Raw genomic sequence first — 14,038 nt, 5'->3', positions numbered from 1 at the left:
AACCAGGGGTAAAGTCAGCGGGCATGGTCGAATCGACGGTTCCGATCCTCCCCTGTCAGGCCCTCCCGCCAGTGCTCGAGTTCTACACCGCGCTCGGCTTCGAGGTGACCCTCCATCAGGCGAGCCCCAACCCGTACGCCGTGGTCCAGCGCGGCGGCATCCAACTCCACTTCTTCGGCATGAAGCAGTACGACCCGGGCGCCTCGTACAGCACCTGCCTGGTCCGCACGGACGACGTGGACGCGCTGCACGCCGCGTTCCAGGAGGGCCTGCGCTCCGCCTACGGGCGGGTGCCGACCCGCGGCCTGCCCCGGATCGGCCCGGTCGGCGACACCTCGCACGGCGTACGGCAGTTCCTGGTGACCGACCCCGGCGGCAACTGCCTGCGGATCGGCCAGCCGATCCGCGTCGACCAGCGCCACCGGCCGTCCCCCGAGGAGCCGTTCGCGAAGGCGCTGCACCACGCGGCGCTGTTCGCCGACTCGAAGGAGGACCCGGCCGCGGCCGCCCGGGTGCTGGACCGCGCGCTGGCCCTGCCGGACGGGCCGCCCGCGCCGGTGCTGCTGTTCCGCATCCTGGCCCTGCGCGCCGATCTGGCGCACCGCCTCGCGGACGGCGCCAGCGCCGAGGCGTTCACCCGGCGGGCCGAGCGGGTCGCGACCGAACTGACCGAGGAAGAGCGCGAGTCGGTCCGCGACGACCTCAAGCGGCTGGCAGACGTGCTGCTCTGAGCGAGCGTCAGAGCCGGGCTCCGACGCACCAGGGTCCTTGAGCAGCGCGAACGGCGTGCACCACGCGTACGGCGCGGCCGGCGCGCCGCTCCGGGACCCTGCGCGCGGTCAGGAGCTCCAACTACGGGTGCAGAGCACCAGGCGGTAGCCGTCCGGGTCGGCCACGGTGACTCCATACTCGTCCCAGTACGGGTTGTGGGCGGGGACCCGGCTGCCGCCCGCCTCCTCCAGGCGCCGCACCAGCGCGTCGTCGACGGGGGCGCCGAGGTAGACGACGAAGAGGTCGTCGACGGTGGGCGTCGGCTCGACCGGGCGCTCGGGGTCGCGGGTGAGCTCGAAGTGCCAGCCACCGCCGGACGGGCCGACCATCAGGAGGTCGTGCTCGCCGGAGACGCGTTCGGTGCTGCGCCACAGGACGGCCAGGCCGAGGCCGTCGACGTAGAAGCGCTCGGCCGCGGCGAGGTCCCGGGAGGGGCGCGCGACCCGGATGTGGGTGGTGGAGTCGATCACGGGCGCCGAGCCTACCCGCGTGCGCGCCGGACGCGGCGCCAGAGCCGGCGCAGCCGCTCCTCGTCACCGGTGCGCGGGCAGGCGACGCAGGCCCGGGCGGGCTCGACGGCTCAGCGCCCGGAAGTCGGCGGCGCCGGGGAGAAGGTGACAATTGACAGCTGACAGATATTGAAATCTGTCAGCTGATATCTGTCAGCTGTCATTTGTCAGCACCCGTCCGCCGACAACCTCCCCGCCCCGCCGCACGCCGACCCCGCACTGACGTGCGAAAGTGGTAGCCGGCGAAGGGAGCGCGCGCGTGCTGATGGAAAAGGTGGCGGAGATCATCGCCGAGGCCTCGGCCGAGGCGGTGGAGCCCCGGTTCCGGGCGCTGGCGGCGGGCGAGGTGATGGAGAAGGCCCCCGGCGAGGTGGTCACCGTCGCCGACCGGGAGGCCGAGGTGATCATCGCCCGACGGCTGCGCGAGCTGCTGCCCGTCCCGGTGGTGGGTGAGGAGGCCGTCGCGGCCGACCCGGCCCTCGGCCGGGCGCTGCACGCGGAGCCCGCCGTCTGGCTCGTCGACCCCGTCGACGGCACCGCCAACTTCGTCGCCGGCCGGCCCGAGTACGCCGTCATGGTCTCCCTGGTGCGCGACGGCCGGACGGTCGCCTCCTGGATCCGGCACCCCGTCACCGCCACCACCTACACCGCCGAGCTCGGCGCCGGCGCCTGGCGCGACGGCCACCGCCTGACCCGCACGCCCGCCGCCGCCGACCCGGCCAAGTGGCGCGGCTCGGTGAAGAGCCGCTTCCTCGATCCCGCGCGCCGCCGCCTGATCGAGGCCAACAGCGCCGCCTTCGGCGAGCTGGGCCCGGGCCGCCACGCCGCCGGCGTCGAGTACCCGGACGTCGTCGAGGGCGCCATGGACTTCCTCCTCTACTGGCGCACCCTCCCGTGGGACCACGCGCCCGGCTCCCTCCTCCTCACTGAGGCCGGCGGCCGTGCCGCCCGGTTCGACGGCACCCCGTACGCCCCCGAGCCCCCCGGCGGCGAGGACGGCCTGCTGGTCGCCGCCGACCCGGCCACCTGGGAGCGCTGCCGCGCGCTGCTGCTCGCACCGTAGGCACCCGGCAGCAAGCGGCCGTGGCCGGGCTCCTGCACTTCGCGATCATGACGTCACGGCGACCGGTCGCGCCGGTCCTCGGCGCCCTCCTCCTGACCCCCTGCCTGCACCTCCGCACCCGGTCACGATTCCTCGGCCTCCTCCGCGCATCCGCCGGCCGAGGAGCCGTCGGAGTCGCCGAAGCCGCCGGTGGCGGTGCACTCGCTGACCGCGGCGGAGGTGCAGAACGGCTGGTGGGGCTGGGCGGTGTCGACCGAGGCGGAGCGCAGCCCGGTGCTCGACACGACCGGCCGGTGGTGCGCCGAGCGCCAGCGCGAGAACCTCTGGTACCTGGCCGGCACGACCGGCGGTGAGGTCGTCGACCGGACGTGCGCCGTGCCCGTCGGCGTCCCGGTGCTGTTCCCGGTGGTGACGATGTTCGGCGAGTCCGCCGACTGCCAGGAGTTCATGGACACGGCCAGGGGCTCCGCCACGCTGGACGGCGCCCCGCTGACCGCCGAGCCGATCGGCGCGACCCCGATCGGGTTCTTCGGCACCCCCGGCAACGCCTTCGGCGAGGCCGCGGAGGACGCCGGCGACACCTGGTCCTGCGGCCTGTGGGTGCGGCTGGACCCGCCGGCACCCGGGAACCACGAACTGACGATCCGGGGCGAGCCCGGCACCCTCGACTTCTCCACCGGGGTGAACTACCACCTGCGGGTCGCCACCCCCGCCCCCACCGGGGCCGTCTGAGCTACCGTGCCGCGCTCCACGCCTCCCGGCCCGCCCGGACGACCTCGGCGAGCAGCCCGGCGACCTCCTCGGCGGTGGTGTGCGGATTGAGCAGGGTCAGCTTGAGCCGGACCCGCCCCGGGCCCTCGCCGGGCAGTTCGGTGCGGCCGACCACGGCCCGGCCGGAGCGCAGCAGCGCACGGCGCAGTTCGGCGTTGACCCGGTCGAGCACCACCGGGTCGACATCGGCCGGTTCGACGCCGGCCGGTTCGACGCCGGCCGGTTCGCGCACCGCAGGCCCCGCGGGACCGGCCTGCGTCGGCCGGTAGCGGAACAGCAGCGCGGTGAGGACCGGTTCGGTGTGCAGTTCCAGCTCCGGCTCCGCCCGGACGGCGTCGGCGGCGGCGAGGGCGAGGTCGTGGCAGGCGTCGACGAGCCGGCCGAGTCCGGCGCGGCCGAGGGTGCGCAGGGTGACGGCGAGCTTGAAGGCGTCCGGGCGCCGGGTGGTGCGCAGCGAGAGGCCCAGCAGGCTCGGATAGCCGGCCCGTTCGTCGTCGGCCGGGTTGAGGTAGGCGGCCCGGCGGGCGAGCGAGACGTACGTCTCGGCGCGGCGGACCAGGAAGACCCCGGCGGCGGCCGGCTGCCAGCCCAGCTTGTGCCAGTCCAGCGAGACGGAGTCGGCCCGTTCGATGCCCGCCAGCAGTGGGGCGAGCCGGTCGGAGAGCAGTGCGCCGCCGCCGTACGCGGCGTCGACGTGCAGCCAGGCACCGTAGCGGGCGGCGAGGTCGGCGACGGCGGACAGCGGGTCGACGGCGCCGGTGTCGGTGGTGCCGGCGGTGGCGACGACGGCGAGCGGGGTGGCGCCGGCCCAGCCGGTCTCCGCCAGGGCGCGTTCGAGTGCGGCCGGGTCCATCCGCAGCTCGCGGTCGACGTCGACGGGAACGACGGCCCGTTCGCCGAGGCCGAGCAGGGCGGCCGCCCGCTGGACGGAGAAGTGCGCGGCCCGGGAGGCGAAGATCCGCGGCCGGGTGCCGGCGGGCAGGCCGAGCAGGCCGTCGAGTTCGACGATGCCGTCGAGTTTCTGGTCGCGGGCGAGCATGAGGCCCATGAGGTTGGACTCGGTGCCGCCGGAGGTGAGCACCCCGGCGGCGAGCTCCGGGTCGTAGCCGACCAGGGCGGCGAGCTCGGCGATCAGCCCGGTCTCCAGCGCGGTCGCGGCGGGGGCCTGGTCCCAGGAGTCCTGGGACGGGTTGAGGGCGCTGACGGCGAGGTCGGCGGCGGCGGCGACGGCGAGCGGCGGGCAGTGCAGGTGGGCGGCGCAGTGGGGGTCGGCCGGGTCGGCGGCGCCGTGGGCGAGGAGTTCGGTGAGGCGGGCGAGGGCGTCGCGGCTGTGCGCGGCGGCGAGTACCTCGGCGGTCCGGGCGGCGAGGTCGGCGGGGCGGCCGGTGGGCAGTGGGCCGCCGCGCCGGGTGGCGCCGGTCTCCAGCGCGTCGAGGACGGTGGCGAGCAGCGGACCGAGCGCGGCGGGCCCGCCGACCCCGCCGGACAGGGCGTCCAGCGGTCCGGCCCCGCCGAGCGGCCCGTCGACGTCCGGCCCGCCCCCGCTCACGCGGACACCGCCGGCCCGGCCGCCGCGGCCGCCGCGATGGCGTCGGCGAGCCGGTCCAGCACCGCGGCCGCCTGCTCGTCCGTGACGGTGAGCGGGGGCAGCAGCCGCAGGACGGCGTCGTGCCGCCCGCCGAGTTCGACGATCAGTCCGCGTGCGAGGCACGCCTCGCGCACCCGGACGGCGAGCCCGGGGGCGGCCGGCCGGGCCCCGCAGGCGTCCGGTTCCGCCGCCGGGTCGACGAGTTCCACGCCGATCATCAGCCCGCGCCCGCGGACGTCTCCGATCACCGGCAGTTCCCGGGCCAGCGCCCGCAGCCGTTCGGTCATCCGCGCGCCGACCAGCGCCGCCCGCTCGGCGAGGCCGTTCGCGGCGACGTGGCGCAGGGTGGCGGCGCCGGCCGCCATGGCGAGCGTGTTGCCGCGGAAGGTGCCGGTGTGCGCGCCGGGCCGCCAGCCGTCGTACTCCTCGCGGTAGACGACGACGGCGAGCGGCAGGCTGCCGCCGATCGCCTTGGAGAGCACCATCGCGTCCGGCAGGATCCCGCTGTGCTCGACCGCCCACATCGCGCCTGTGCGGCCCACGCCGGTCTGCACTTCGTCGACGACGAGCGGGATGCGGCGCTCGGCGGTGATCCGGCGCATCGCGCGCAGCCAGTCGTCGGGCGCCGGGACGACGCCGCCCTCGCCCTGGACGGCCTCCAGGATCATCGCGGCGGGCGGGACGACGCCGCCGGCGGGGTCGTCGAGCAGCCGCTCGACGTAGGTGGCGGACAGGTCGGCGCCGGCCTCCCCGCCGACACCGAACGGGCAGCGGTAGCCGTAGGGGTAGGGCAGCCGGACCACCTCGCCGCCGCCGGGCAGCGGCTCCTTGACGGCGACGTTGCCGGTGAGCGCGAGGGCGCCGGCGGTCATCCCGTGGTAGGCGCCGGTGAAGGCGAGGGCGCCGGAGCGGCCGGTGGCGGTCTGCATCAGTTTGAGCGCGGCCTCGACGGCGTCCGTCCCGGCGGGGCCGCAGAAGTGCACGCGCGCGCCGTCGGCGAAGGCGGGCGGCAGGCTCTCGAACAGGGCGGTGGTGAAGTCGTCCTTCTCGGCGGTGGCGAGGTCGAGCAGGTGGAGCGGGGCACCGCTGTCGAGGGTGCGGCGGATCGCCTCCAGGACGACGGGGTGGTTGTGGCCGAGGGCGAGGGTGCCGGCGCCGGAGAGGCAGTCGAGGTAGCGGCGGCCGTCGGCGCCCTCGACGGTCATGCCGTTGGCGCGCACCGGGACGATCGGGAAGGAGCGCGCGTAGGTGCGGGCGGCGGACTCCCGGACGCGCTGGCGCCGCAGTACGGCCTCGGCCGGGGCGGGAGTCGGCACGGCGGTTGGCACAGGAGTCGGTACAGGTGTTGGTACGGGGGTTGGCACGGGGACGGTCGGACCGGTGGCGGGCTCAGCGGCGAGCGTCAAGGTGGGCTCCCAAGAATTTAGGTGAGGCTAACCTTACTTCTCCGCCTCGCCCGGATCCGCCCCGGCCTCCGGAAACCACCCGCGCGAGTGACAGCGGACCCGTTTCCCCAACGAGCGACCCGCCCGGAGGTCACGGTCCGGGCGACACCACCGCGCGCTACCCTCACCGCATGCCGTCCACCCCGCCCTCGCCGTCCACCCCGCCCGGCCCGGACACCAGCGCCGACCCCGACGCCGACGCCGACGCCGACGCCGCCCAGGAGGCCGCCGCGTACGCCGCCGAACTGGCCCGCACCCGCGCGTTCTTCGCCGTCCGCGCCGCCGGCTGGGACACCAAGTTCCCCGACGACGGCCCGCGCTACGCCGCCGCCGTCGCTGAACTCGCCCTGCGCCCGGGCGAGTCCGTGCTGGACGCGGGCTGCGGCACCGGCCGCGCCCTGCCGCCGCTGCGCGCGGCGGTCGGCCCGGCCGGCCGGGTGCTCGGCGCCGACGTGACCCCGGAGATGCTGCACGAGGCCGCCGCCCGCCACCCCGGCACCGCCGAGCTGCTGGTCGCCGACTGCGCCCGGCTCCCCCTGCCCGACGCCGCGCTGGACGCGGTCTTCGCCGCCGGCCTGCTCTCCCACCTGCCCGACCCGGCCCGCGCCCTCGGCGAACTCGCCCGGGTCGCCCGCCCCGGCGCCCGGCTCGCGCTGTTCCACCCCGTCGGCCGCGCCGCCCTCGCCGCCCGCCACGGCCGCGCCGTCACCCCGGACGACCTGCGGGCCGAGCCCAACCTCCGCCCGCTGCTCACCGCCGCCGGCTGGCGCCTGACCTCCTACACCGACGCCGACGACCGCTACCTCGCCCTCGCCGAGCGGACGCCGGACGCGGCCGCCGGGGAGACGGCCGGCCGGGACACGAACGGTGGGGGCGCGGCCGGCCGGGACACGAGCGGGAGCGCCACCCGGCCGTGATCACCGGCATGCCAGACTCGGAACCCTCCGCACCCGAACCGGGTGCCCGACGAGAGGAGCCGGCATGGCGCTCTTCGGCAACGCCCACCGCGTGGACAACGACGAGGCCCACAAGGAGTTCGCCCAGCTCTTCGGCGAGGGCGAGCAGCTCCAGGCCGCCTACCAACTGCTGCGCGACTCCTTCCTGTTCACCGACCGCCGGCTGATCCTGGTCGACAAGCAGGGCATCACCGGCAAGAAGACCGAGTACCACTCGATCCCCTACCGCTCGATCTCCCACTTCGCCGTGGAGACCTCCGGGAACTTCGACCTGGACGCCGAACTGAAGATCTGGCTGTCGGGCGCCGCGCTGCCGATCTCCAAGAACTTCACCAAGGGCGTGGACATCTACGAGGTGCAGGCCCTGCTCAGCGAGTTCGTCACCCGCTGACCCCGGCCGCTCAGAACACCAGGGCGAGCTTGCCGCCCAGCCCGCCCCGCCGGAACCGCTCGTGCGCCTCCCGGACCTCGCCGAGGCCGAACACGGCGTGCACCCGGGGGCGCAGCGCGCCGCGGTCGACCAGCGCGACCAGCTCGGCGAGCGCCGCGCCGTCCTCGCGCACCTGGTGGACCGTGGTGCGCACGCCCCGGGCCGAGAGGTCGGGGACGGGGCCGGCCTGGGTGGCGATCGACGCGTAGCGGCCACCGTCGGCCACCGCCCGCGTCGCGAACGCCCCGTAGGTGTCGAAGACGGCGTCGTAGCCGCCCTCGCGCAGCTCGTCGGGGTCGGTGGTGGCCAGGCCGGCGCCGTGCTCGCGGGCGAAGGCGGCCTGCTCGCCCCGGGAGACCAGGGCGTCGACCTCGACGCCGCGTGCCCGGGCGATCTGCAGGGCCAGCCCGCCGACGGCCCCGGCGGCGCCGGCGATCAGCAGCCGCTCACCGGCCCGCACGCCGAGCCAGTCGAGGGTCTGCCAGGCCGTCAGCCCGGGCAGCGGCAGCGTCGCCGCCGCGGCCGGCTCGACCGTCCTGGGCGCGCGGGCCACCGCCGCGACGGGCAGCGCGACCAGCTCGGCCCACGTCCCGCGCCCGGAGCCGAGCTGGTGCGACATCGCCACGACGGGCTCCCCGGCGCGCAGCCCGCTGCGGCCGCCGTCGACCACGGTGCCGGCGAGGTCCCAGCCGAGCGTCATCGGCAGCGGCGGCGTCCCCGGACCGATGGCGCCCTCCCGGGTCTTGTCGTCGACGGGGTTGATGCTGGTCGCGGTGGCCCGGATCAGCACCTCCCCGCCGGCCGCCGAGGGCTCGGGGGCGTCGACGACGCGCAGGACGTCGGGGGTGCCGAAGCGGTCGATCCGGATGGCGCGCACGGAGAGCCCTTCTCATACGGCGGTTGCGGTGTCACCGGGTCAACCGCCGCGACGATCATGGGAATTCCCGGCCGGCCGGGCGCCTCGGCCGGGGTCACGTCAGGTCAGGCCAGGCCAGGCCAGGCCAGGTCACGTCACGTCACGTCACGTCACGTCAGGTCAGGTCAGGTCAGGTCACCGAGCCCTGTTCGAGGTACATGCTCCAGACACCCTCGTCGAAGTACGGGGTGTCGATCTCGATGCCGTCGTGCGACCGGGTGACACCGTTGATCTTGGTGATCCCCGTCTGCGGGTCCGTCCACAGCCAGGGCCCGCCGCTCGCCCCGTGGCCCAGCAGTCGGCAGGGCAGCTCCAGCAGGCTGGGGTAGAGGATCAGCCGCTCCAGGGTGCCGGTGCACGAGACCTGGTACTCGCCCTGGTCGAGGTTGACCGGGTAGCCGACGGCGGTGACGGTCACCTCGTCACGCTGGTTCACGATCAGGCCGTTCGCGCCGGTGGCGTCGACGATCCGCTTCCCGTCGGCGTTGGGGTTGACGGTGATCATCGCGACGTCCCACTCGGCGGCCCGCTCGTTGTCCAGCCAGTTGTTGAACACCCGGCCGTTCTTCCAGGTGAACCTCCCGTAGGCGGCGGCGTCGGAGCCGTTGTACCCCGGCACGTAGACCCAGTTGGCATTGAACCACTGCGGCTTCTCACCGTTCATCCGGCTGCCGCCCACCGCGGCGCAGTGCGCCGAGGTGATCACCATCATGCGCGAGGGGCTGTTCACGGCACTGGCCGAGCAGACCCCGGGCAGCTGGGTGGCGGGGTTGACGTAGAAGACGCGCCCCACCGTCCGGTCCACCGACGCCCTGCTCACCGACCGGTCGGCCGCGAAGCGGGCAGCCGCCTCGACGGCGACGCCCCGCTTCCCTTCCCCCGACCCGCTCGCGCCCTCGGCCCCCTCGTCCGCGGCGGCCCCCTCGTCCGCAGCGGCCCCGTCGGCCCCCTGGTCCGCGGCCAGCACGGCCGCCATCCGCTCCGGCGTCCAGTACGCCAGGGTCGCGGCGTCGTCCGCCGCGCTCGCCGAGGCGGTGGACATGCCGGGGGCCGGTTCGATCCGGGGCGCCGCGCCCGCCGTCCCGACCGGCCCCAACCCCAACGTCACCGCGATCACGGCCCCGCACAACGCCCTCGGCCACTTCATCCGCGTCGTCCCCGCTTCCCGTGTCCGTCGGCCGGCCCGGTGGCCGCCCCACCGGCAGGGTGACACCGCACCCGGGCGCGCCGCCTGAGTACGGGTACTCAGAACACCTCACCCGAACAGGCCCTGACAGCAGGGCAGTTCACCCGTTCAGCCGTCGGTCGGCCCACCGCGCCCGCCGCGCCCGCCGCCGTCGCCACCCTCGCCGTCACCGCCCGTCCAGCGGTAGCACAACTCCGGGCGGCCGACGGTGCCGTACCGGGGTTCGCGGGCGGCGAGCCCGGTGTCCACCAGGTGCTCCAGGTAGCGGCGGGCGGTGATCCGCGAGACGCCGGCCGCCGTTCCCGCGGCCGCGGCGGACAGGCCGGTGCGGGCCGCGCGCAGCACACCGGCCACGGTGTCCAGCGTCGGCGCGCTCAACCCCTTGGGCAGGGCCGTGCGTTCGGGTGCGCGGAGCAGCGCGAGCGCCTGGTCGACCTCGTCCTGCCCGGTGGCCGGACCGGTCCGGCCGAGGGTGTCCCGGTAACGGGCGTAGCGCTCCAGGCGGTCGTGCAGTGCGGCGGCGGCGAAGGGCTTCAGCAGGTACTGGACGACGCCCGCGGAGACCGCCTGGCGGACCATGGCGAGGTCGCGGGCGGAGGTGACGGCGATGACGTCGGTGGTGTGCCCGGCGGCGCGCAGCGTGCCGCAGAGCTGCAGGCCGTGCCCGTCTGGCAGGTGGAGGTCGAGCAGCAGCAGGTCGACGGGCCGGCCGGCGGCGCGCTCGCGCTCCAGGAAGCGCAGCGCCTGTGCGCAGCCGTGCACGGTGCCGGCGGTCCGGAAGCCGGGTTCGCGCCGGACGTAGAGGGCGTGGGCCGCGGCGGCCACCGGGTCGTCCTCCACGACCAGGACGGAGATCTCGGGCCGCCCCGGCGACGGCGGCGCGCCGCTCACGGGGCCACCGCCAGGTGCCCGCGCCCGTGCTCCCCCGCGTCCGCGCGCGTCGGCCGGTCCAGCGGCAGCCGGACGGTGAGGACGGCGCCGCGCTCCCGGCCGACCTCGACGGTGCCGCCGTTGCGCCGGGCGGTCTGCGCGACGAGCGCGAGCCCGATGCCGCGCCCGTGGCCCCCGCCGGTCCCGTGTCCGTGTCCGTGCCCGTGCCCGTCTCCGGCTCCGTCCCGCTTGGTGCTCCAGCCGCGCCGGAACACGTCCTCCACCGCGCCCGGGGCGATGCCGGTGCCGGTGTCCGCGACCCGCAGCAGCAGGTGCTCGCCGTCGATCCGGGCGGTGACGGTGACCTCCGGCGGGTCAGGGCTCTCGGCCGCGCCGGCGATGGCGGCGTCCACGGCGTTGTCGACCAGGTTGCCGAGGACGGTGATGAGGTCGCGCGCGCTCAGGTGAGGCGGCAGCACCCCGTCGTCGATGGAGCTGTCCGGGGTGAGCACCAACTCCACGCCCCGCTCGGCGGCCTGGGCGGCCTTGCCGAGCAGCAGGGCGGCCAGCACGGGTTCGCCGACGGCGGCCACCACCCGGTCGGTCAGCCGCTGGGCCAGGGCGAGTTCGGCGGTGGCGAACTCCACCGCCTCGCGGTGGCGGCCGAGTTCGATCAGCGAGACGACCGCGTGCAGCCGGTTGGCGGCCTCGTGCGCCTGCGCGCCGAGCGCCTCGGTGAAGCCGCGCACCGAGTCCAGTTCGCCGCTCAGCGACTGGAGTTCGGTGTGGTCGCGAAGGGTGAGGACGCGGCCGAGTCCGGTGCCGATGGTGGAGGTGTTGAGCACCACCACCCGCTCGGCGGTCAGGTGCACCTCGTCGCGGACCGGATCGGCCCCCGAGACGGCCGTCACCAGTGCCGTCGGCAGGCCCAGCTCCGCGACCGGCCGGCCTTCCACCGGGCCGGCCAGGCCGAGGAGTTCACGCGCGGCGTCGTTGCAGAGCACCACCCGGCGGTCGCTGTCGAGCAGCACCAGCCCCTCCCGGACGGCGTGCAGGGTGGCCTGGTGGTACTCGTAGAGGTGGCTGAGCTCGTCCGGGCCCATGCCGTGGGTGTGGCGCCGCAGCCGGGAGTTGGCGAGGTAAGTGCCGATGCCGCCGAGCACCAGCGCGCCCGCCGCGACGCCGACCAGGGCGAGCAGCGGCCCGCGCAGCTGGACGGAGATGGACTGCACCGTGATGCCCGCGCTGACCAGGGCGACCACCCGGTGCCGCTCGTCCAGCACCGGGGTGACCACCCGCACCGAGGGGCCGAGCGTGCCGGTGTACGTCTCGCTGCGGGTCCGGCCGGCGAGCGCCCAGTCGATGTGGCCGAGGAAGGTATGGCCGATCTGCTCGGGCAGCGGGTGGGTCCAGCGGACGCCCTCGGTGTCCATCACGGTGACGAACGAGACCCCGGTGTCGGCCCGCACCCGCTCGGCGTAGGGCTGGAGCACGGCCGTGGGGTCGGGCGCGGTGACGGCGGCGAGAACGGCCGGGGAGTCGGCGACGGCGCGGGCGACGGCGGTGACCTGGCGGCGGGCGGCGTCCTCGGTGCGGTCGGCGGTGAACAGGTACGCGAGCACCGCCCCGCCGGCCACCACGGCGGCGACGATGACCACTTGGACGACGAAGAGCTGTCCGGCCAGGCTGCGCACCGGCCGGCGCGGCGGGGTGAGGGTACGCGCGGACATGCCTGTCAGTGTGCACCACGGGCCCGGTCGTCCCGTCCGGGCCGGGGCGTGAGCGGCGGCCTCGTGAACTCTATGAACGCAAGCGTGACCCGCGTCACGCCTGCCCGCATAGTCGGAGCGGCCCTCCCCCCGGGGCCGCCAGGACCGCACGGTCGCGCGTCCTCACGAGCTCGCCCTCACGAGCTCGCCCCCAGGGCTCACCCCCTACGAGAGCGCCTCCACGGACACACCGGCGCACGCGCGACCGCGCAACAGCAGTGGCGAAGGAGCCGCAGATGTCGATCACCGCAGGAGCCGCACGCGCGGGCACCGCGACGAAGGACCGCACCCACTACCTCTACCTCGCCGTGATCGCGGCGGTCGTCGCGGGCGTCGTGGTGGGCCTGGCCGCGCCGGGCTTCGCGGTGGAGCTGAAGCCGGTCGGCACGGGCTTCGTCAACCTCATCAAGATGATGATCAGCCCGGTCATCTTCTGCACCATCGTGCTCGGCATCGGCTCGGTGAGCAAGGCCGCCAAGGTCGGCCGGGTCGGCGGCCTGGCCCTCGGCTACTTCCTCGCCATGTCGACCGTCGCCCTCGGCATCGGGCTGCTGGTCGGCAACCTGCTGGAGCCCGGTGGCGGCCTCCACCTGACCGCCGCGCTCGCCAAGTCCGGCCATGCCCAGGCCGCCGCCGGCGGCGCGCAGTCGACCACCGACTTCCTGCTCGGGATGATCCCGACCTCCCTGCTCTCCGCCCTGACCGAGGGCAAGGTGCTGCAGACCCTGCTGGTCGCACTGCTGGTCGGCTTCGCCCTGCAGGCGATGGGCCCGGCCGGCGCGCCCGTGCTGCGCGGCGTCGAGCACGTGCAGCGGCTGGTCTTCCGGGTGATGGCGATGATCATGTGGGTGGCCCCGGTCGGCGCGTTCGGGGCGATGGCGGCGGTGGTCGGCGCCACCGGTACGGCCGCGCTGAGGAGTCTCGCCGTCATCATGATCGGCTTCTACCTGACCTGCGCGCTGTTCGTGGTCGTGGTGCTCGGCACGCTGCTGCGCCTGGTCGCCGGCGTCAACGTCTTCGCCCTGCTGCGCTACCTGGGCCGCGAGTTCCTGCTGATCCTCTCCACCTCCTCCTCGGAGAGCGCGCTGCCCCGGCTGATCGCCAAGATGGAGCACCTGGGCGTCAGCCGCCCGGTGGTCGGCATCACCGTCCCGACCGGCTACAGCTTCAACCTGGACGGGACCGCGATCTACCTCACGATGGCCTCGATCTTCATCTCGGAGGCCATGGACAAGCCGATGTCGGTGGGCGAGCAGCTGTCGCTGCTGGTCTTCATGGTGATCGCCAGCAAGGGCGCCGCCGGCGTCACCGGCGCCGGACTCGCCACCCTGGCGGGCGGGCTGCAGTCGCACAAGCCCGCGCTGGTGGACGGGGTCGGCCTGATCGTCGGCATCGACCGGTTCATGTCCGAGGCCCGGGCGATGACCAACTTCGCGGGCAACGCCGTCGCCACCGTGCTGATCGGCCAGTGGACCGGCGAGTTCGACCGCGAGCGGGCCCGGCAGGTGCTGGCGGGCACGGTGCCGTTCGACGAGCGGACGCTGCTGGACGCCGACGCCCACGGCGCCCCGGCCCCGCACCCGGACCCGGCCCCCGCCACGGCTACGAGCCCCGCCACGGCCCCGGCCCCCGGGCCCGTCACCACCACCGCCCCGGCCCCGGCGCCCGCCGCCTGAGAAAGTGTTGGGTAATTGATCAACTGCGTGCCGTGATGCGTTGGCGGTGATCTTCGCGGGCGTGGCGTCCGCGAAGATCACCGCCATG

Annotated in this window: 14 protein-coding genes; 6 read left to right on the top strand and 8 right to left on the bottom strand. The window is 75.3% G+C overall.

The window, feature by feature from the left end; genetic code table 11:
- Window positions 1-23: 23 nt before the first annotated feature.
- Window positions 24-731: a VOC family protein gene (locus ABZW10_RS17180; protein ID WP_355365702.1), complete on the top strand. Its 708-nt coding sequence runs from the start codon at window positions 24-26 to the stop codon at window positions 729-731.
- Between the two features lie 108 nt (window positions 732-839).
- Here the strand turns inward: ABZW10_RS17180 and ABZW10_RS17175 are convergent, their stop codons facing one another.
- Window positions 840-1,241, bottom strand: coding sequence for a VOC family protein (locus ABZW10_RS17175; protein ID WP_355365699.1), 402 nt, complete (start codon window positions 1,239-1,241; stop codon window positions 840-842).
- A 304-nt stretch (window positions 1,242-1,545) separates the two neighbouring features.
- Between ABZW10_RS17175 and ABZW10_RS17170 the strand changes: the two genes are divergently transcribed.
- Window positions 1,546-2,343 (top strand): inositol monophosphatase family protein, encoded by a 798-nt coding sequence (locus tag ABZW10_RS17170; RefSeq protein WP_355366036.1) that lies wholly within the window; start codon window positions 1,546-1,548, stop codon window positions 2,341-2,343.
- 122 nt (window positions 2,344-2,465) lie between these two features.
- Here ABZW10_RS17170 and ABZW10_RS17165 read toward each other — a convergent pair whose 3' ends face one another.
- Entirely contained in the window at window positions 2,466-2,627 is a 162-nt protein-coding gene (locus ABZW10_RS17165; protein ID WP_355365696.1) for a hypothetical protein, read from the bottom strand.
- Between ABZW10_RS17165 and ABZW10_RS17160 the strand changes: the two genes are divergently transcribed.
- Entirely contained in the window at window positions 2,617-3,075 is a 459-nt protein-coding gene (locus ABZW10_RS17160; protein ID WP_355365693.1) for a hypothetical protein, read from the top strand. The two genes, ABZW10_RS17165 and ABZW10_RS17160, sit on opposite strands and share 11 nt — an antisense overlap.
- Before the next feature lies 1 nt (window position 3,076).
- Here the strand turns inward: ABZW10_RS17160 and ABZW10_RS17155 are convergent, their stop codons facing one another.
- Window positions 3,077-4,663 carry a pyridoxal-dependent decarboxylase gene (locus ABZW10_RS17155; RefSeq protein ID WP_355365690.1) on the bottom strand — a complete coding sequence of 529 codons (1,587 nt, stop codon included), beginning with the start codon at window positions 4,661-4,663 and terminating at the stop codon, window positions 3,077-3,079.
- The gene (locus ABZW10_RS17150) at window positions 4,660-6,018 is read right to left on the bottom strand and encodes a diaminobutyrate--2-oxoglutarate transaminase family protein (protein WP_355365687.1); all 1,359 of its coding nucleotides are present in this window, start codon (window positions 6,016-6,018) and stop codon (window positions 4,660-4,662) included. Before ABZW10_RS17150 ends, ABZW10_RS17155 begins: the two co-directional genes overlap by 4 nt.
- 260 nt (window positions 6,019-6,278) lie before the next feature.
- On the opposite strand from ABZW10_RS17150, the gene ABZW10_RS17145 reads away from it, so the two are divergent.
- Together ABZW10_RS17145 and ABZW10_RS17140 are read left to right on the top strand one after the other, a co-directional pair.
- Window positions 6,279-7,064 carry a methyltransferase domain-containing protein gene (locus tag ABZW10_RS17145; RefSeq protein ID WP_355365684.1) on the top strand — a complete coding sequence of 262 codons (786 nt, stop codon included), beginning with the start codon at window positions 6,279-6,281 and terminating at the stop codon, window positions 7,062-7,064.
- Window positions 7,065-7,128: 64 nt separating this feature from the next.
- Window positions 7,129-7,494 carry a PH domain-containing protein gene (locus ABZW10_RS17140; protein WP_355365681.1) on the top strand — a complete coding sequence of 122 codons (366 nt, stop codon included), beginning with the start codon at window positions 7,129-7,131 and terminating at the stop codon, window positions 7,492-7,494.
- Window positions 7,495-7,504: 10 nt separating this feature from the next.
- Here the strand turns inward: ABZW10_RS17140 and ABZW10_RS17135 are convergent, their stop codons facing one another.
- The 4 genes from ABZW10_RS17135 to ABZW10_RS17120 form a co-directional block, all read right to left on the bottom strand.
- Window positions 7,505-8,410 (bottom strand): NADP-dependent oxidoreductase, encoded by a 906-nt coding sequence (locus ABZW10_RS17135; RefSeq protein ID WP_355365678.1) that lies wholly within the window; start codon window positions 8,408-8,410, stop codon window positions 7,505-7,507.
- 169 nt (window positions 8,411-8,579) lie between these two features.
- The gene (locus tag ABZW10_RS17130) at window positions 8,580-9,596 is read right to left on the bottom strand and encodes a hypothetical protein (protein ID WP_355365675.1); all 1,017 of its coding nucleotides are present in this window, start codon (window positions 9,594-9,596) and stop codon (window positions 8,580-8,582) included.
- A gap of 147 nt (window positions 9,597-9,743) precedes the next feature.
- Window positions 9,744-10,526 carry a response regulator gene (locus ABZW10_RS17125; RefSeq protein ID WP_355365672.1) on the bottom strand — a complete coding sequence of 261 codons (783 nt, stop codon included), beginning with the start codon at window positions 10,524-10,526 and terminating at the stop codon, window positions 9,744-9,746.
- Entirely contained in the window at window positions 10,523-12,235 is a 1,713-nt protein-coding gene (locus ABZW10_RS17120) for a sensor histidine kinase (protein WP_355365669.1), read from the bottom strand. Before ABZW10_RS17120 ends, ABZW10_RS17125 begins: the two co-directional genes overlap by 4 nt.
- 275 nt (window positions 12,236-12,510) lie before the next feature.
- Here ABZW10_RS17120 and ABZW10_RS17115 point away from each other — a divergent pair, with 275 nt between their 5' ends.
- Window positions 12,511-13,950: a cation:dicarboxylase symporter family transporter gene (locus ABZW10_RS17115; protein WP_355365666.1), complete on the top strand. Its 1,440-nt coding sequence runs from the start codon at window positions 12,511-12,513 to the stop codon at window positions 13,948-13,950.
- Window positions 13,951-14,038: the final 88 nt, after the last annotated feature.

The sequence above is a fragment of the Kitasatospora sp. NPDC004723 genome (assembly GCF_040609255.1).
GTDB lineage: Bacteria > Actinomycetota > Actinomycetes > Streptomycetales > Streptomycetaceae > Kitasatospora.
This window is presented reverse-complemented; position numbering and strand designations above follow the sequence as displayed.

What these genes read in the sequence shown, in the direction of transcription:
- ABZW10_RS17180 (WP_355365702.1), top strand. Translation starts at nt 24, where the DNA reads ATGGTCGAATCGACGGTTCCGATCCTCCCCTGTCAGGCCCTCCCGCCA.
- ABZW10_RS17170 (WP_355366036.1), top strand. Translation starts at nt 1,546, where the DNA reads ATGGAAAAGGTGGCGGAGATCATCGCCGAGGCCTCGGCCGAGGCGGTG.
- ABZW10_RS17145 (WP_355365684.1), top strand. Translation starts at nt 6,279, where the DNA reads ATGCCGTCCACCCCGCCCTCGCCGTCCACCCCGCCCGGCCCGGACACC.
- ABZW10_RS17140 (WP_355365681.1), top strand. Translation starts at nt 7,129, where the DNA reads ATGGCGCTCTTCGGCAACGCCCACCGCGTGGACAACGACGAGGCCCAC.
- ABZW10_RS17130 (WP_355365675.1), bottom strand. Translation starts at nt 9,596, where the DNA reads ATGAAGTGGCCGAGGGCGTTGTGCGGGGCCGTGATCGCGGTGACGTTG.
- ABZW10_RS17120 (WP_355365669.1), bottom strand. Translation starts at nt 12,235, where the DNA reads ATGTCCGCGCGTACCCTCACCCCGCCGCGCCGGCCGGTGCGCAGCCTG.
- ABZW10_RS17115 (WP_355365666.1), top strand. Translation starts at nt 12,511, where the DNA reads ATGTCGATCACCGCAGGAGCCGCACGCGCGGGCACCGCGACGAAGGAC.